Below are 17,817 nucleotides of genomic sequence, written 5' to 3'. Positions count from 1 at the left end.
TAAAAGCTGTGCTCGCGCCAGCTTTTAAAACTCAGCCTGACGGATGTCGCCCTGAGTGACCGACCAGCGGGAGGTTGTATCGAAGGGTGAGAGATTTGTTGGGTTTTTTGAAAGGAAGTAATCCGCTTTGTGATTTTAGGTTAGTGGTCAAAGAACCTTCTCCCCACATTTCTCGTTGATATAGGAGTATGAAAACGAGAGTCTTCCAGAAATTTACTTTTATAGTTACCATTATTTTTTTAGCTCAATCATGTGGGCGAAATTCCTTGAGTTTCCTTGCGGGAAAACAGTCAGCCTATGAAGAATACAGTGGCAAGCTAGATAGAGCTGGACTTTATAAAACTAGTGTAGGTTTAGCATGGCAGGCCTCAGGCAGTCAGTCTTTGGTAGAAGCACTGGAAAGTGATGTGCCTTTTGCCTTTTCAACTTTATTCAGGGCCAAAGAAGTAAAAGCAGTTGCCTGGAAATTCAATTTACCTCGCGGTCAAAGTATCAAGTTGTCAATGGATTTTAATGCTAAAGATTCCAGCTTGGTGTTTGCTGATATTTTTGAGGAATCAGGTTTGAATAATGTTGGTTGGTTTACCTCGGAAGATGGTTCCTATTCTTTTGAATCTAAAAAAAGCCAAACCTACATTTTGAGAATTCAGCCCGAGCTTTTTGCTGAAGGTAACCTTACCCTTACGGTGGAGAAAGCGCCAACCTATGCGGTATTTCCTATTTATGGTAAAGATGCCAGCTCAGTTCAAAGTTTTTGGGGAGCACCTCGCGGTGGAGGAGCAAGAAAACATGAAGGCATCGACATTTTTGCCGCCCGTGGAACTCCGGTATTAGCTCCCGTAGATGGTGTTGTAAGCTCGGTTCGGGATAGAGGCTTGGGCGGTAAGCAAGTTTGGCTTCGTGATGCCGAGCGTGGATTCAATCTTTATTTTGCGCACTTAGATTCGCAGTTGGTAAGTTTTGGGCAAAGGCTAAAAGCAGGAGATACTTTGGGCCTGGTAGGGAATACAGGTAATGCACGCTTCACCCCGCCCCATCTTCATTTTGGGATTTATTCTGGTGGTGCCTTCGACCCTTTTCCTATGGTGGATAATCGAAATCAAAAAGCGGAAATTTCTGATTTGAATGTTGATGATTTTGTGTTGAACATAAAAGGAGCTAAAGCTAATTTTAGAAATAAGCCAACTACCAAGTCTGACATATTAAACACATTGGAAAATGGAAATCCTGTAAAAGTGATTGGTGCCCAAGGAAGCTGGTATCGGGTGGAAACGCCTAACCTGCAGGAAGGTTATATTCACGCATCTTTGGTTGGAGCCATTAAAAGTGAAGCTCTGGAAGCGAAAGATTTATGGGTTTGGAGCAATCCTTTTCAAAACCCAAGCGACTCCCTTTTGATAAATGGCGAATTGGCCAAGGTTGGGGAGTTTGAAGGTTTTGCCATGCTCACCGATGATTATAAGAATGTGTATTACTCAAGAGTGGAGAGGTAGTAGAGATCGATTATCAGCATTTCGAACTCATCTTTAGGGATGAGGGTAAGTAATGGGAATCATTCCAGACGAAGCTTAGCGGAGATCTGGAATCTCCGAGTTAGATTAAAAGATTCCGGCTCTTCGGCCGGAATGATCCTCTGATTCTAGTCTGGGTAAATCTAATATCTCAAGTCTAGCGTCTAATTCTCTCCCAGGTACAAACAAAAAATCCTGGCTAAGCCAAAGCTTGCCAGGACGAATATTATAAATGAGGATTGATTCTTAACGAATCTCTTTTCCTTCTTTGTAGCCAATCATTTTGTGAGCCAACTTCGGATTTATCGCTTCTACTGCGATAAGCGTAAGCCAGTATCCTACAAACCCACCAAGAAATAACAACATGCTGAAGCCCATCAAGAAGATGAACAAGAAAATGAAAAATCCTAAAGTCTTAGTAAACATTCTTTCTAATTTTGGGCTGCTAATTTACAGCAAAAATACTTTTGTAAAAGCCTAAACCAACCTTTCTATGCGAACAGGTCCAAAAAACTTTATTTTTTTCAGCTCCATCATCTGCAGTTTGATATTTGTTGGCATTTCTATTCCATTGGTAAATAGAAACATTGGCCCCAATAAATTTTACGGAATCCGCATTGATAAAGCTTTTGAGAGCGATGCCATATGGTATGATGTAAATGAATATGGCGGTTGGGCAATGATTGTTGCTGCGGCTATTATCCTTTTAGGAAACATCTTGCTTTTTTTCTTTGGTAAAAACTTGAAGGTAGGAGCTTACACTGGTATTTTTGTGGCCATTTTGCTGAGCAGCCTTTTTGCCGCCTCAGGCATCACATCGTATTACGCATCACAGTTGTAGGTGCTTTTTTTAGAATTTTAAAAACAATAGATAAATCAATCGACTGATGGATTACAGAATTGAGAAGGATACCATGGGCGAGGTAAAAGTACCTGCCGATAAACTTTGGGGAGCACAAACCGAAAGATCTAGAAACAACTTTAAAATTGGACCTTCGGCTTCTATGCCGCTTGAAGTTGTATATGGCTTTGCTTATTTGAAAAAAGCTGCAGCACATGCCAACTGTGAGCTGGGTGTGTTGGAAACCGAAAAAAGAGATTTGATTTCTCAGGCTTGTGATGAAATCCTGGCAGGAAAACATGATGATCAGTTTCCTTTGGTAATCTGGCAAACGGGTTCGGGTACTCAAAGCAATATGAATGCTAACGAGGTGATTGCAAACCGTGCTCATCAATTGGCCGGAAAGGTAATTGGCGAAGGAGAAAAAACCATCGCTCCTAATGATGATGTGAACAAATCTCAGTCGAGCAATGATACTTTCCCAACAGGGATGCACATTGCCTGCTACAAGATGGTGGTTGAGAAAACCATCCCAGGAGTAGAAAAACTAAGAGACACACTTCAAGCGAAAGCGGAGAAGTATAAAGATGTGGTGAAAATTGGCCGTACCCACTTGATGGACGCTACACCACTAACTGTTGGACAAGAATTTTCGGGTTACGTTTCTCAGCTAAACCACGGACTTAAAGCACTTAGAAATACTTTGGAGCACCTTGCTGAGTTGGCTTTGGGCGGTACTGCTGTAGGTACAGGTTTGAATACGCCTGCTGGTTATGATGTGTTGGTAGCTAAAAAGATTGCTGAGTTTACCGGCCTTCCTTTTATTACTGCAGAAAATAAATTTGAAGCACTAGCTGCACACGATGCTATTGTGGAAACACATGGTGCATTGAAACAGCTAGCTGTGTCTCTAAACAAAATTGCTAATGACATTCGAATGATGGCTTCTGGTCCTCGCTCGGGAATTGGTGAGTTGATCATTCCAGCAAATGAGCCGGGAAGTAGCATTATGCCAGGAAAAGTAAACCCAACTCAAGCTGAGGCGATCACAATGGTGTGTGCGCAGGTTATGGGTAATGATGTTGCTATTACTGTAGGTGGTACACAAGGACATTATGAGCTGAATGTATTTAAGCCAATGATGGCCTACAATCTTTTACAAAGTGCTGAGCTGATTGGCGATGCTTGTGTGTCTTTCAATGATCATTGTGCCGTAGGTATTGAGCCGAATTACAAAACCATTGAGACATTGCTTAACAATAGCCTTATGTTGGTGACAGCATTAAACACCAAAATCGGTTATTACAAAGCTGCTGAAATTGCCAACACCGCTCATCAAAATGGAACTACTCTTAAGGAGGAAGCTATTAATCTAGGTTACGTTACCGCTGAGCAGTATGACGAGTGGGTACGTCCTGAAAATATGGTTGGGTCGCTGAAGTAGACTTTTAGTCCATAGTCCGCAGTCGGTAGACCAGAGACTGTAGATATTAGAACCACAAATGGCAAATCGAAAGGTTTGTTGTTTGTGGTTTTTTATTTCCCTTCAATGTTTGAAGGGCTGCCCGAAGGGCGGGGTAGGTAGAAACTTTATGTGTTACGAGCTAAAATTAGTTTTACGCATGGCTTCAAACTACCCCGTCTTTTGTTTCCGATGATCGCAAAAACCACCTCTTTTAACTTTGAAGGGGAATTCTTTCCTGAAAACTTTGCTTCTCCGCCTCTTTGCGTGAATCTCTTCCTTAAATTTTACAATCTTCAAATCGCTCTTAGCTTCCTCTTCACTAAATTGCCCAAAATTGCAATTCATGCTAAGACATATATTCAAGCTCCTTTTTGTTTTAACCATCTTTGGGTCCTGTGATGATCACCCTCAGGTAGACCTTATTATTTACAATGGAAAAATCTACACGGTAGATTCTGGTTTTACTGTAGTTAATGCCATGGCAGTAAAAGATGGGAAAGTCTTTGAAACAGGAACTCTAGATCATATTCGTAGAACGTACAGAGCACTAAAAAATATTGACCTTGAAGGAAAAGCAGTGTACCCGGGTTTTAATGATGCACATTCGCATTTTATGGGTTATGCAAATACGCTTCGCTGGGTAAATCTTGTTGGTGCAAAATCATACGATGAAGCCATAAAGCGATGCAAAGATTTTCAAAAGAAACATGGACTCACCTTTGTCATTGGTCGTGGCTGGGATCAAAATGATTGGGGAATGGAAGGTTTTCCAGATAAAGCCAAACTGGATAAAATGTTTCCATTTCTACCTGTCTATTTATATAGAATTGACGGCCATGCCGCTTTGGTAAATCAAGCCACACTCAATTTTGCAGGGATTGATACTTCAACCATTATCAATGGTGGAATTATTGAAAAAGATACTGATGGTCGGCTTACGGGAATATTGGTAGATAATGCCATGGGATTGGTAGATCTGCCAAGTTTGCCAAATGAGGATATGTTGGAAGCTTTGAAAGAGGCGGAGAAAAATATTTTTAAGGCGGGCCTTACCACAGTAACAGATGCTGGGCTTGAGCGTAGCCAAATTGAACTTATTGATAGCTTGCAACAAGCAGGGAAAATGAAACTTCGCGTTTACGCTATGGTTTCTGATAAGCCCTATTTGCAAGAGTATTATCTAAATCATGGACCTATTAAAACGGATCATCTCAACGTAAGTAGTTTCAAGTTTTATTTGGATGGAGCTTTGGGTTCACGTGGTGCACTTATGCTGAAACCGTATAGCGATGATTCTTCAAAGGTGGGATTGCAGTTAAGTCCTTATAGTCATTATGTAGAGTCTGCCAAAAAGCTGAAAGAAAACGGCTGGCAAATGTGTGTGCATGCCATTGGCGATTCGGCCAATAGGCTTGTGCTTAATGTGTATGAAGAAGTGCTTGAAGGCAAAAAAGATCACCGCTGGAGGATTGAACATGCTCAGATTGTGGCACCGGAAGATGTGACGCGGTTTGGTGAGCTTGGCGCAATTCCATCTGTGCAGCCTACCCATGCAACTTCTGACATGTATTGGGCCGAAGATCGATTGGGTTGGGAAAGAATGATGGAAGCATATCCTTATCAAAGTCTTTTAAATTCGGCAGGGATTTTGCCTCTTGGAACTGATTTTCCGGTGGAAGATATTGACCCACTTCGCACATTTTACTCTTCGGTTTTTAGGCAAGACACGGCTGGTTTCCCACAAGGTGGTTTTACCCCAAAGGAAGTGCTTTCGCGCGAGGATGCCCTGCGTGGAATGACCATTTGGCCTGCTTATGCAGCTTTTGAAGAAAATGAAAAAGGCTCTTTGGAAGTAGGGAAGTGGGCAGATTTTGTAATTTTAGATCAGGATATACTTACAGCGCCAAAACCTAAGATTCCTGATACTAAGGTGCTAATGACTTTTGTGGGTGGAGAAAAGGTTTTCGAAGTAAAGAAACCATCCCACAATTAGCCGAATTATTTATATTTAGGCAGCAAATTGAAATAAGATTATGACCCTCAAGCAACCCACTCGTCTTTTTGACTTTCCTCGATATCAATTACAAAATACTCCCGTTCCCGATGCCCTTACTACCAAGTTTGATGGTACGTGGAAGAAAGTTTCTACACAAGAATATGTAGAATGGTCGGAGCAAATAAGCCGTGCTTTGATAGAAATGGGAGTGCAGCCAGATGAGAAGATTGCTCTAATTTCTTCTACCAACAGGTATGAATGAAATATTATGGACATGGGGATTTTGCAGGCTGGTGCTGTGAATGTACCTGTTTACCCCACTATTTCCAGTGATGATTACAATTACATTTTCAATGATGCGGAGGTAACGTACTGCTTTGTTTCCGATCGTGAACTTTACGATAAAGTAATTGCCATAAAAGATAAAGTTCCGACCCTAAAGGAGATTTTCATTTTTAATGAAGAAGATGGAATTCGCAACTGGAAGGAAGTACTTGAAATTGGTAAGAATAGAAAGCATCAGGACGAATTACAGCGTAGGATGGATGCTGTAAAAAGCGAAGATCTTGCCACCTTGATTTATACTTCGGGTACTACCGGAAAACCAAAGGGAGTAATGCTCTCACATAATAATTTGGTTTCTAATGTGATTGATAGTGGGCCGCGTGTTCCGGTGTTTAAGGGAGCCAAGGCTTTAAGTTTTTTACCGGTTTGTCATGTATTCGAAAGGATGCTTACCTACCTATATATTTATAATGGTATTCCAATTTATTTTGCGGAGTCCATTGAAAAAATAGGTGATAATATTAAAGAAGTACAGCCTGAGATATTTGCGGCTGTACCACGCTTGCTTGAAAAGGTATACGATAAAATTATAGCTAAAGGAAACGAGCTGAGTGGAATCAAAAAGGGACTTTTCTTTTGGGCAGTTTCTCTTGGTGAGAAATATGATCCTCAAACCAATTCAGGTTTTTATAATTGGAAATTAGGAATTGCACGCAAGCTTATTTTTAGCAAATGGCAAGAAGCGCTTGGAGGAAAAGTGGAAGCTATCGTTTCGGGCGGAGCAGCGCTAAACCCAAAGCTTAACGCTGTGTTTTCTGCGGCAGGATTTAATGTTCAGGAAGGTTATGGTCTTACCGAAACTTCACCGGTGATTGCAGTGAATGGTCCAAATTGGGATTTGAAGCGAATCGGTACGGTAGGGGAGCCCATCCGAAATGTAGAAGTAAAAATAGCCGAAGATGGCGAGGTGCTTTGTAAAGGTCCGAATGTGATGATGGGCTATTATAAACAGCCCGAAAAAACTTCTGAGGTAATTGATAGTGATGGCTGGTTTCATACGGGTGATATTGGTGAAATGGTAGATGGCCGTTTGCTAAAAATCACCGACCGCAAAAAAGAGATGTTTAAAACCTCGGGTGGAAAATATGTTGCTCCTCAAATTATTGAGAATAAGCTGAAAGAATCTCGCTTTATTGAGCAGGTTATGGTAATCGGGGAAGGTGAGAAACATCCTGCGGCCATTGTTCAGCCGGACTTTGAGTTTCTTAAAGGTTGGGCAAAAAGGAAAGGAATTAGCTTTAACGATAATAAAGACTTAGTGTCCAACGAAAAGGTGCGCGAGCGCATCATGGGCGAGGTAAGTGAAAAGAATCAAAGCTTTGGTCATTCAGAGCAAGTGAAAAAAATTGAGTTGACTTCTGATATATGGAGTGTGGATGCAGGACATCTTACACCTAAGCTTAGCCTTAAGCGTAGAAACATCATGAGTATGTATAAGGATTTATACGTCAATATATATGACCACGAGCCAAGTCGATAGGACTTGGTTATTCGGTATAAAAGGGCTTTTAGATTTTAAGTTTCAGCACATAGTGATTGTAGGAAAATAATCACTATTTTACTATGCGCGCATAGTAAAAATTTGCTATATTTGAGTTTCACTAATCCTTATACCATTGAAACAAGAAGATACCATAGATTTTCATATTAAGAGAACCTGGCAAAGCATCGCGAAGATGTATAATGAGGAGGCCTCTAAATATGATGCTACCATGGCTACAGGATATGTTCTTCTTAATATTGATAAAGAAGAAGGTACACCCTCAACTTCTCTTGGCCCAAAGATGGGAATGGAAGCCACTAGTCTTTCGCGTATTCTAAAGAATATGGAAGAGCGCGGGCTAATAGAGAGAAGGAAAAATCCGATTGATGGACGTAGTGTTTTAGTCCACCTCACAGACTTGGGACTGGAAAAGCGGGCGGATGCCAAGCAGGCAGTCGTTAGGTTTAACGAGGCTATTTTTTCAGCTGTCCCCGAACAAAAGCTCGAAATCTTTTTTGAAGTAATTAGTAAAGTCAACGAGCTTATTACAAACCGAAAAATTTATTTAAAAGAAGTATGAATCAAACAATTCAAAAAGTGGCGGTGCTGGGCTCAGGCGTAATGGGTTCGCGCATTGCTTGCCACTTTGCCAATATTGGCGTACAAGTATTGTTGCTGGATATTGTGCCACGAGAACTGAATGACAAGGAAAAAGCTAAGGGCTTAACCTTGGAGGATAAGGCCGTTAGGAATAGAATTGTGAATGACGCCTTGCAGAGCACCCTTAAGAGTAATCCATCACCTATTTATGATAAGGCTTTCGTTAGCCGGATTACTACCGGAAACTTTGACGATGACCTTGATAAAATTAAAGATGTCGACTGGACCATTGAGGTGGTTGTAGAGCGTTTGGATATCAAACAGCAAGTTTTTGAAAAAGTAGAGAAACACCGTAAGCCAGGAACTTTTATTTCATCAAATACGAGCGGTATTCCAATTCATTTGATGACGGAAGGCAGAAGTGAGGACTTTAAAAAATTCTTCTGCGGAACACACTTTTTCAACCCGCCACGTTATCTGGAACTTTTAGAAATAATTCCTACCAAGCACACCGATCCTCAAGTGATTGATTTCTTGATGAAATATAGTGATGTGAATCTTGGGAAGACCACAGTTTTGGCAAAAGATACCCCTGCGTTTATTGCAAACCGAGTGGGTATTTTTGGAATTATGGACCTTTTTAATAGCGTTCAGGAATTAGGACTGAGCGTGGAAGATGTGGATAAATTGACGGGTCCGGTTATCGGCCGTCCAAAGTCGGCAACCTTCCGTACTGCGGATGTTGTGGGGCTTGATACACTTATCCATGTGGCCAATGGTCTTTATGAAAATGTAAAGCAAGACGAACGAAATACTACGTTTAAGCTCCCTGAGTTTTTAAATAAAATGCAGGAAAACAATTGGCTGGGTTCTAAGTCTGGTCAAGGGTTTTATAAAAAAGTAAAAGACAAGGATGGCAAATCTGAAATCTTGTCTTTGGATCTTGACACATTAGAATATACGTCTCAAAGCAAAACTAAATTTCCAGTTTTAGATCAAACTAAAGGAATTGACAAAGTGGTCGATCGCTTTAAGGTTTTAGCTGGAGCTAAAGACAAAGCCGGAGAGTTTTACCGTAAATCTTTCGCAGGGCTTTTTGCTTATGTGTCCAATCGTATTCCTGAAATTTCAGATGAACTTTTTAGAATAGATGAAGCCATGCGTGCCGGTTTTGGTTGGCAGCACGGGCCATTTGAAATTTGGGATGCAATAGGTGTTGAAAAAGGTTTGCAGTTTGCCAAAGATGAAGGTCATGAAGTAGCAGGCTGGGTTCGGGAAATGCTTGATGCTGGTTTCAAATCCTTCTATGAAGTGAAAGATGGCATTCAGCATTATTACTCCATCCCTGATAAAAAGATGGTAGAAGTTCCCGGAGTACGTGAACTCATCATTCTCGACCATATTCGTGAAAGCAAAACCGTTTGGAAAAACGAAGACTGCTCGGTAATTGATTTGGGTGATGGAATCCTTAATGTAGAATTCCATTCTAAAATGAACTCTCTAGGGGGAGGTGTTTTAGCAGGAATCAACAAAGGAATTGAGCTGGCCGAAAAAGAATATCGCGGAGTGGTGATTGCCAATCAAGGGCAAAACTTTACTGTAGGTGCCAATCTTGGGATGATCTTTATGATGGCCGTAGAGCAGGAATATGACGAGTTGAATTTTGCTGTAAAGCACTTTCAGGATACTATGATGCGTATTCGCTATTCATCAGTACCCGTGGTGGTAGCACCTCATAATATGACCCTTGGAGGTGGCTGCGAAGCCACACTTCATGCGGATGCTGTTCAGGCTTCAGCCGAAAGTTACATTGGACTTGTAGAGTTTGGTGTAGGTGTGATTCCTGGTGGAGGTGGTTCTAAAGAGCTTACCAAACGTGCTGGAGATCGCTATGTAAAAGATGATATAGAGCTAAACGCTTATCGCGAAAATCTGATCAAAATAGCTCAGGCTAAAGTTTCCACTTCTGCTGTTGAAGCTTTCAATCTTGGCTATTTGGTAGAAGGCCGTGATGGCATTACCATGAATAAGCGCAGGCTGATTGCTGACGCAAAGGAGAAATGTATTGCTTTAGCAGAAACAGGGTATTCCAAGCCTATCAAAGAAAAGAATGTAAAAGTTCTTGGAAAGCAGGCTTTGGGAGCCTTTATAGTTGGAGCTCACCAAATGATGGAAGGTGGATACGCTTCAGAATATGAAAAGAAAATGGTGGAATCTCTTGGAAATGTAATGTCGGGAGGGCCGCTTAGTGAAGCTACTGAAGTTTCTGAACAATACCTTTTGGATTTGGAGCGTGAAGCTTTTGTGAAACTTTGTGCAAACAAGAAAACCATGGAGCGCATACAGCACATGTTGCAAACGGGAAAACCACTTAGAAACTAGTATAAAGTACTCAGTACAGAATATTCAGTACAAATTGGTAAATGAAAAAGTAAGATAATTAGCATGGTATAAAGTGGTTGGGTTATTTTCTCAGTACTTCATACTATGTACTTAATACTTAAAAAAAATGCAAGAAGCATATATAGTAGCCGCAAAAAGGACAGCCGTAGGAAAGGCTTCGAGAGGAGTATTTCGCTTTACGCGTCCTGATGATTTGGCGGCATCAGTAATAAAAGACTTGATGAAAAGTCTGCCTGCTCTTGAAAAAGAAAGAGTGGATGATGTAATAGTGGGTAATGCCATGCCCGAGGCCGAGCAAGGCCTGAATATGGGAAGGTTGGTGTCGCTCATGGGATTGGATACGGATAGCGTTCCTGGAGTTACAGTAAACCGCTACTGCGCATCCGGTATAGAAACTATAGCTATGGCTACGGCCAAAATTAAAGCTGGAATGGCGGATTGTATAATTGCCGGTGGTGCCGAAAGCATGAGCTATATCCCGATGGGAGGCTATAAGGTTACCCCAAATTATAACACGGCCAAAACCAATCCTGATTGGTACAATAATATGGGTCTTACGGCAGAAGCTGTAGCTGAAAAGTATAAGGTGAGCCGTGAAGACCAGGATGAGTTTGCCTACAATTCTCATATGAAAGCTTTGAAGGCAATCAAGGAAGGTCGCTTTAAGGATGAAATTCTACCGATTGAGGTTGAGGAAACTTATCTTGATAAAAACGAAAAACAGCAAACCAGAAAATACATTGTAGATACGGATGAAGGCCCGCGTGCAGATACTTCAAAAGAGGTGCTAGCAAAGCTAAGACCTGTATTTGCGCAAGGTGGAGTGGTTACTGCTGGTAATTCTTCTCAAACTTCTGACGGTGCTGCATTTGTTGTGGTGATGAGCGAAAAGATGGTGAGAGAATTAAACCTTGAGCCAATAGCTCGTTTGGTTTCTTACGCTGCAATGGGCGTGGAGCCGCGTATCATGGGTATAGGTCCGGTAGAGGCAATTCCAAAAGCACTGAAGCAAGCAGGAATGACATTAGATCAAATCGAATTGATTGAACTGAATGAGGCATTTGCTTCTCAATCTTTGGCGGTAGTGCGTGAGTTAGGAATCAATCAAGATATACTTAACGTAAATGGGGGCGCCATTTCTATGGGACACCCACTAGGCTGTACAGGAGCTAAATTGAGCGTTCAGATTTTTAATGAACTGAAAAAACGCGACAAAAAATACGGAATGGTAACGATGTGTGTAGGTACAGGGCAGGGTGCAGCCGGAATTTATGAGATGATGTGACCCCGGTTTACCGGGGAAAAGGTAGTGGGTATTGAGTAACGGGTATTCTCAATACTCTATACCCATTACCCAATACCCACTAAGCGGCTTCAGCCGCTTTTTTTATGTCCTAATGTCACTTTTTATAGAAAGCCTGCGTAGTATGTAGTGAAGGTCTTTTAATCAAAACATAAAAATGAAAAAACTTTAATTATGAAAAAGATATTATTCAGCTTTTTAAGCATTATGCTTTGCGGATTTATGGCGCAAGGGCAACTTTCTGGTACAATTCAGGGAATAATTACAGATGCATCCTCGCAGCCAATACCAGGAGTGGCCGTTTTCTATTATGGGTCACATATGGTAAACAACCCTTCCAGCCCATCTTTTGATGAGACAAGTTTTCTATATTATACTTATACAGATGCAGTAGGGCACTATTCCATTGGTTATGGTAATTTGAATAGCACAGACTCCGTAGTAGTTGGGGTATTTGATTGCCAAATGAACCCTGCGTTTCTACTCAGGCAAGCCTTTAACGGAGCTATTACAACAGGCTCTGTGCAAGTCCAATGTGTACCTTCGGCTTGTGACGCATTAGTTAGCGTGGATTCGATGATTTATTTGCCCTCACTTCCACCACTGTTTCAATATACAGCAGCTTCTTTACGGGATTCTAATTTTGCTGCAATTAATACCCCTGTCACTCATACTTGGTCCTATAATGGGATTACTAGGACAACCACCCGTCTTTCTTGGGAAGGGCCTAATGAGGATACCCTATGGATTTTTTCAAATACTAATCCAGGACCGGTTTGCTATCAGCGAATGACTGCATGTGCTCCGATCTGTGTTGGAGGTTCTACTCCACCACCTCCAGCAAGTCATTCTTGCCAAGCAGATTTCTTTGTAGATTCTGTAAACTCCATCAATTTTAACGGTCAGGTGGTAGTTTGGGAAAATAGCAGCACAGATAGTATGGCCAATATTATCGGTTACCGCTGGGATTTTGGTGATGGTTCGCCAACCGTAAATCAGCAATACCCAAGTCATACTTATAGTGATACTGGTGTGTATCAGGTATGCTTAACCATAGTTTCTGTTGCCCAAACTGCTACTGGAACAGATACCTGTACAAGCACTTACTGTGATTCCATTGGCTTTGATAGCAATGGTAATTTGATTTACAAATCATCAGGGCAAGGTTTTACTATTAATGTAGTAGATCCTGCAACGGTTGGTCAAAAAGAAATAGGTCTTGAATCTAAATTTAACTTATTCCCTAACCCAACACATGGTGAAGCAACTCTTGCTTGGGAAGCTAGTATTGGTGTGGAACAAATAGATGTAATTAGCATCAACGGACAGTTGATAAAAAGCATCACACCAAATACTTCTTCCATCAAATTGAACGGATTGGAAACCGGTGTGTATATCCTTCGCGTAAAAAGCGAACAGGGAGAAACAGCGGTGCGCATGATGGTTCAATAGTTTTGGATTAATTTAAGAGTTTAATTGAGTCTCTTACCCCTAGCAAATCCTGCCTCTCTTTTATAGGGAGGCGGGGATTTGTTTAAAAAACCGATGGAAAGGCAACTGCAAAAAACCATAACGAAATGCCTCAAAAATGATCGTCAAGCCCAGTTTGATTTATATCAGCTGAGTTTTGAGCATCTTATGAGAACCTGTAGGCGCTACAAGCGCAACAGGGAAGATGCGGTATATCTTGCAAATGATGGTTTTTTGAAAGTTTTGCTAAATCTGGAGAGCTACGATAATTCACGTGATTTTTTTGCTTGGGCATCTACCATTATGGTGCGGACGGCAATTGATGATTATCGAAAAAACAAAACGTATACTGAAGAAACAGATTTAAAAGATAGTGATGCCGACTTGGAATTTGCCAGCCTAAAGAAAGGTCATGAGCAAATCATTGAGCAACTCACTGCCGAAGAAATTCAGGATATGATTTTTAACCTTCCAGAGAATGAAAGGTTGGTTTTTAACCTTTATGAATCAGAAGGGTATCAGCATCGCGAAATAGCCGAAAAGCTAAACGTGACCGAGCGCACTACAAAGCGCTATTTGAAAGCTGCAAAGCTTAAGCTAAAGAAGATGATAGAAGCACACAGCGATTTGAAAAAAGTAATTTGATGGCCAATAGCTGGAAAAAAATAACAGACAAAGTTGATAGCGCTCCGCTGAGTGGTCCCCAGGCAAGTGATTGGGAGGCCATGAATGCGAAGATACAGGCACATCCTTCTATAGCCAACCCTAAGGGGGGCATTGGTCTATGGTTTAAAACTGGTTTGGGTGTTCTTCTTTTGGCGGTGCTCGGCTTTGGATATTTAATGTATTCGTCAAGCGAAGATGGGCAGAATAATTCTAGTGATAATTCTGTTCAAGTGGAAAGCCCAATTATTGAACCTGTTAGCAATAGTGGGGATGCTGCTAAAGGAAGTAGCATTTCGGAAAAACCAGAATCTCAGGATGAAGTAGTGGAAGTTTCTAATATTGAGCCAAAAAAACAGACAGCTGATATCAGCGCAAACAATCAAGAATCTGTCGAAGTGATAAGTGCAATCCAAAGTGAAAATGGTGATGAAGCTAAAATTATTAGCACCCGACTAGAGACGGAGGGAAGTGATAACAACATTGAAAAGGCAGAAGAAATTTCTACAAAAGAGGTAGTTGCATCAGATGCAAAAACTCTTGACGAATCTCTGGTAGTTGAAAATCCTGCTGATGAGGCAAAGGAAGTAGCAGCAGCAGAGGGCCAGTCAATTTTGTCAGTTGAGGAGGAAGTAAAAGTAAAAACAGAAACTGAGAATACAGAGGTGTCGAGTTCAAGTGAGTCTGAGGCTGATGAAAATGAATTTCAAAATGAAGAGTTGGTACTGACTTCTCAAAATGAGGTAAATGAAAATGAGCCTGACAAATTCATAGTTGATGATAACCTTGAAGAGGCAACTATTGATGAAGAGCCTGCTGAAAAAATAGAAAAATCACTTGAAGAGGTTTCTGAAGAACTTGATGATGAAGAAGAGCTAAGTGAAGACAATTCACAGGATTTGGTTCAAAGTGATTATGAGGAATCTTCCACTCCAGCTGAGTCCATAAATCTTAGAAGTGCAGGGTTTAGCCTCAATGGGCTGAATGTTGGTGCTGGTTATAGCACAGACTTTAGTGGCAATTTATATGGCACTGGAGTTGGCGTTGATGTGGATATTCAGCGCGGAGGTTTGTTGTTGAATACGGGTATACATTATTATCAAATGAATACGCTATCCGAGTTTATTAATTATTCTTCGCAGACAAACTATAATACCACACACAATACAGTTTGGGATACTACAATTACTACGGTAAAAGATTCTGCATGGGTAATTGATTCGGCTTACTCGGGGCACTGGGCAGATAAGAGTTATACCACTACAACGGTAAGTTCTTCTACAGATACTATCCTGGATAGTACCGTCACTAAAATTGAAACAACAGAAAACAGACGCGTAAAATTATCTTACATCGAAATGCCGATTATGGCTGGACATCGTTTTAGGTTCAACCGATTGGCTGTAGATATTTTTGGAGGAGTAGTGCTAAATCAGCTCACTACCGGAACGGTGGAGGGAGCGGATATTCAAAAGAAATTTGGAATGGATGCCGTAATACAGCCAGCCATACGTTTTTACCTAAAGCCCGAGTGGTCAGTATTTGGACGAGCAGGTTTGAGGTATGGTTTAGTAGCCAATGAGTATCGACCCCAACAGCTGTATTGCAATTTTCAAATAGGACTCACCTATCATTGGTAGAGGTTTAAATAGAGAATGTGCCCTTGAGAAATCCGGGGCATTTTTTTAAGCTTTTATTATGCATGCATAGTTTATTTTTTTATCTTTGGAAAGCTCAATTCTAAAGTTTAGAAAAAGAAGTGCAATCATAAAATTTAAATAAGTCATGTCAACCACAACTGCAGAAGAACAAAAGTTTCTTAGAGGCGGAGAGTTTATCATCCGTGAATCCAAATCTGAAGATATTTTCATTCCTGAAGATTTTAATGAAGAACAGAATATGATGGCTCAGGCCACTACCGAGTTTATGGAAAAGGAGGTGGTTCCATATCGTGAGCGCTTTGAGAAAAAGGACTATACCTTTACTGAAGAGCTAATGAAAAAGGTGGGTGAGCTTGGACTTTTAGGAATTACGGTTTCTGAAGAATATGGCGGATTGGGTATGGATTTCAATACTTCTATGTTGGTGACAGATAAGATATCTGGGGTTACAGGTTCGCTTTCTACGGCTTATGGAGCGCACACGGGTATTGGTGTCTTGCCTATAGCCTTATATGGAAATGAAGAGCAAAAGAAAAAGTATTTGCCTAAGCTGGTAACTGGGGAATATATGGGAGCATACTGCCTTACAGAGCCAGGTGCTGGTAGTGATGCAAATAGCGGAAAGACCAAAGCTGAGCTAACCGCTGACGGTAAACATTATAAAATCAATGGACAGAAAATTTGGATTTCAAATGCTGGATTTGCGGACATCTTTACTGTGTTTGCCCGTATTGAAGATGACAAGTATTTGACTGGTTTTATTGTAGAAAGAGGTACCGAAGGTTTAAGCTTTGGAGAAGAAGAAAATAAACTTGGTATCCGTTCAAGTTCTACGCGGCAGGTATTTTTTAATGATATGCTGGTACCTGTAGAAAACCTACTGGGTGAAAGAAATGGTGGTTTTAAAATTGCTATGAATGCTTTGAACTATGGGCGTATAAAATTAGCTGTGGCTACTTTGGATGCTAATAAGCGCGTGATTACTCATTCAGTAGAATATGGTAACGAGCGCAAGCAGTTTGGTCAAAGTATCACAAATTTTGGAGCCATTCAGCAAAAACTGGCTGATATGGCAACTCTTACTTGGGCAGCAGAAAGTGCTTCTTATCGTGCAGGTCAGGATGTAGAGAATCACATAATCCGATTACAAGAAGGAGGCATGAGTGCCCCTGAAGCGAAGCTTAAAGGAGTAGAGGAATACGCAATCGAGTGCGCTATTTTGAAAGTATTTGGATCTGAAGTAAACAGCTTTGTTGTAGATGAGGGTGTACAGATATATGGAGGTATGGGTTACAGTGCTGATGCGCCCATGGAAGCTGCTTATCGCGATGCTCGTATCACCCGTATTTACGAAGGAACCAACGAGATTAATCGCATGCACAGCGTAGGGATGCTTCTTAAAAAAGCTATGAAAGGTGAAGTAGACTTGATGACTCCGGCCATGAAAATTGGTAGTGAGTTGATGTCTATCCCTTCTTTTGATACACCTGACTATTCTGTTCTTTTTACAGAAGAGAAAGAAATGGTGGAGAAGCTTAAAAAGGCATTTTTGATGGTAGCTGGAAAAGCTGTGGAGAAGTTTACAATAGAAATAGAAAATGAGCAGCAATTACTTATGAATGCGGCTGATATGTTGCTTCAGGTGTACGCTGCTGAAAGTGCAATATTAAGAGCCGAGAAATTAGCCAATAAAAATGGGGAGGATGCTGCTGCTAATCAAATCGATATGGCTCGTTTAAATCTTCATTTCGCCATAGAAAAAGTGGGCCAAGCCGGACGAGAAGCTATTTACAGTTTTACTGAAGGTGATGAGCAGCGTATGTTGCTAATGGGTTTGAAGCGTTTTACGAAAGTGCAAAACCCTGTTAATGTAAAAGAAACAAGGAAGCGTATTGCAGGCAAGGTGATTGCTGAAAATAAGTATCCATTTTAGATTGAAATTTGAGTTTTTAATGCGGTTGAACAGATGTTGATACATCAACTAGGAGCCTGAGAGCCATTGGTTTTCAGGCTTTTCTTTTTTTGGTTTAAACTATTTATTCTTAGTTTTTGGTAAATTTATAGACCAAACCAAAA

Annotated in this window: 12 protein-coding genes and 1 pseudogene; 12 read left to right on the top strand and 1 reads right to left on the bottom strand. The window is 41.0% G+C overall.

Annotated features, from left to right (window positions below; genetic code table 11):
• Window positions 1-188 precede the first annotated feature (188 nt).
• Window positions 189-1,493 carry a M23 family metallopeptidase gene (locus OWEHO_RS08025; RefSeq protein ID WP_014201974.1) on the top strand — a complete coding sequence of 435 codons (1,305 nt, stop codon included), beginning with the start codon at window positions 189-191 and terminating at the stop codon, window positions 1,491-1,493.
• A 264-nt stretch (window positions 1,494-1,757) separates the two neighbouring features.
• On the opposite strand, the gene OWEHO_RS18375 is transcribed toward OWEHO_RS08025, so the two are convergent.
• Complete coding sequence (locus OWEHO_RS18375; RefSeq protein WP_014201973.1) at window positions 1,758-1,937, bottom strand: hypothetical protein; 180 nt, start codon at window positions 1,935-1,937, stop codon at window positions 1,758-1,760.
• Window positions 1,938-2,004: 67 nt separating this feature from the next.
• On the opposite strand from OWEHO_RS18375, the gene OWEHO_RS08020 reads away from it, so the two are divergent.
• From OWEHO_RS08020 to OWEHO_RS07970, 11 genes and pseudogenes are all read left to right on the top strand, one after another.
• Entirely contained in the window at window positions 2,005-2,352 is a 348-nt protein-coding gene (locus OWEHO_RS08020) for an SdpI family protein (RefSeq protein ID WP_014201972.1), read from the top strand.
• Window positions 2,353-2,398: 46 nt separating this feature from the next.
• Entirely contained in the window at window positions 2,399-3,796 is a 1,398-nt protein-coding gene (fumC, locus tag OWEHO_RS08015; protein WP_014201971.1) for a class II fumarate hydratase, read from the top strand.
• A gap of 364 nt (window positions 3,797-4,160) precedes the next feature.
• Window positions 4,161-5,810 carry an amidohydrolase gene (locus tag OWEHO_RS08010; RefSeq protein ID WP_014201970.1) on the top strand — a complete coding sequence of 550 codons (1,650 nt, stop codon included), beginning with the start codon at window positions 4,161-4,163 and terminating at the stop codon, window positions 5,808-5,810.
• Between the two features lie 40 nt (window positions 5,811-5,850).
• A pseudogene (locus OWEHO_RS08005) lies at window positions 5,851-7,638 on the top strand (AMP-dependent synthetase/ligase).
• A 136-nt stretch (window positions 7,639-7,774) separates the two neighbouring features.
• Entirely contained in the window at window positions 7,775-8,221 is a 447-nt protein-coding gene (locus OWEHO_RS08000) for a MarR family winged helix-turn-helix transcriptional regulator (RefSeq protein WP_014201969.1), read from the top strand.
• Complete coding sequence (locus OWEHO_RS07995; protein WP_014201968.1) at window positions 8,218-10,623, top strand: 3-hydroxyacyl-CoA dehydrogenase/enoyl-CoA hydratase family protein; 2,406 nt, start codon at window positions 8,218-8,220, stop codon at window positions 10,621-10,623. Before OWEHO_RS08000 ends, OWEHO_RS07995 begins: the two co-directional genes overlap by 4 nt.
• A gap of 127 nt (window positions 10,624-10,750) precedes the next feature.
• Complete coding sequence (locus OWEHO_RS07990; RefSeq protein WP_014201967.1) at window positions 10,751-11,929, top strand: acetyl-CoA C-acyltransferase; 1,179 nt, start codon at window positions 10,751-10,753, stop codon at window positions 11,927-11,929.
• 192 nt (window positions 11,930-12,121) lie between these two features.
• The gene (locus OWEHO_RS07985) at window positions 12,122-13,399 is read left to right on the top strand and encodes a PKD domain-containing protein (RefSeq protein ID WP_014201966.1); all 1,278 of its coding nucleotides are present in this window, start codon (window positions 12,122-12,124) and stop codon (window positions 13,397-13,399) included.
• 93 nt (window positions 13,400-13,492) lie between these two features.
• Window positions 13,493-14,062 (top strand): RNA polymerase sigma factor, encoded by a 570-nt coding sequence (locus OWEHO_RS07980; protein ID WP_014201965.1) that lies wholly within the window; start codon window positions 13,493-13,495, stop codon window positions 14,060-14,062.
• On the top strand, window positions 14,062-15,720 hold the full coding sequence (locus OWEHO_RS07975; protein WP_014201964.1) for a hypothetical protein: 1,659 nt from the start codon (window positions 14,062-14,064) through the stop codon (window positions 15,718-15,720). The genes OWEHO_RS07980 and OWEHO_RS07975 overlap by 1 nt, the downstream gene beginning before the upstream one ends.
• A 145-nt stretch (window positions 15,721-15,865) precedes the next feature.
• The gene (locus OWEHO_RS07970) at window positions 15,866-17,674 is read left to right on the top strand and encodes an acyl-CoA dehydrogenase family protein (RefSeq protein WP_014201963.1); all 1,809 of its coding nucleotides are present in this window, start codon (window positions 15,866-15,868) and stop codon (window positions 17,672-17,674) included.
• Window positions 17,675-17,817 lie beyond the last annotated feature (143 nt).

The sequence above is a fragment of the Owenweeksia hongkongensis DSM 17368 genome, assembly GCF_000236705.1.
GTDB lineage: Bacteria > Bacteroidota > Bacteroidia > Flavobacteriales > Schleiferiaceae > Owenweeksia > Owenweeksia hongkongensis.
Note: the sequence above shows the minus strand (reverse complement) of the source record. Positions and strands in the feature narration are given on the sequence as shown.

What these genes read in the sequence shown, in the direction of transcription:
- OWEHO_RS08025 (WP_014201974.1), top strand. Translation starts at nt 189, where the DNA reads ATGAAAACGAGAGTCTTCCAGAAATTTACTTTTATAGTTACCATTATT.
- OWEHO_RS18375 (WP_014201973.1), bottom strand. Translation starts at nt 1,937, where the DNA reads ATGTTTACTAAGACTTTAGGATTTTTCATTTTCTTGTTCATCTTCTTG.
- OWEHO_RS08020 (WP_014201972.1), top strand. Translation starts at nt 2,005, where the DNA reads ATGCGAACAGGTCCAAAAAACTTTATTTTTTTCAGCTCCATCATCTGC.
- fumC (WP_014201971.1), top strand. Translation starts at nt 2,399, where the DNA reads ATGGATTACAGAATTGAGAAGGATACCATGGGCGAGGTAAAAGTACCT.
- OWEHO_RS08010 (WP_014201970.1), top strand. Translation starts at nt 4,161, where the DNA reads ATGCTAAGACATATATTCAAGCTCCTTTTTGTTTTAACCATCTTTGGG.
- OWEHO_RS07995 (WP_014201968.1), top strand. Translation starts at nt 8,218, where the DNA reads ATGAATCAAACAATTCAAAAAGTGGCGGTGCTGGGCTCAGGCGTAATG.
- OWEHO_RS07990 (WP_014201967.1), top strand. Translation starts at nt 10,751, where the DNA reads ATGCAAGAAGCATATATAGTAGCCGCAAAAAGGACAGCCGTAGGAAAG.
- OWEHO_RS07985 (WP_014201966.1), top strand. Translation starts at nt 12,122, where the DNA reads ATGAAAAAGATATTATTCAGCTTTTTAAGCATTATGCTTTGCGGATTT.
- OWEHO_RS07980 (WP_014201965.1), top strand. Translation starts at nt 13,493, where the DNA reads ATGGAAAGGCAACTGCAAAAAACCATAACGAAATGCCTCAAAAATGAT.
- OWEHO_RS07975 (WP_014201964.1), top strand. Translation starts at nt 14,062, where the DNA reads ATGGCCAATAGCTGGAAAAAAATAACAGACAAAGTTGATAGCGCTCCG.
- OWEHO_RS07970 (WP_014201963.1), top strand. Translation starts at nt 15,866, where the DNA reads ATGTCAACCACAACTGCAGAAGAACAAAAGTTTCTTAGAGGCGGAGAG.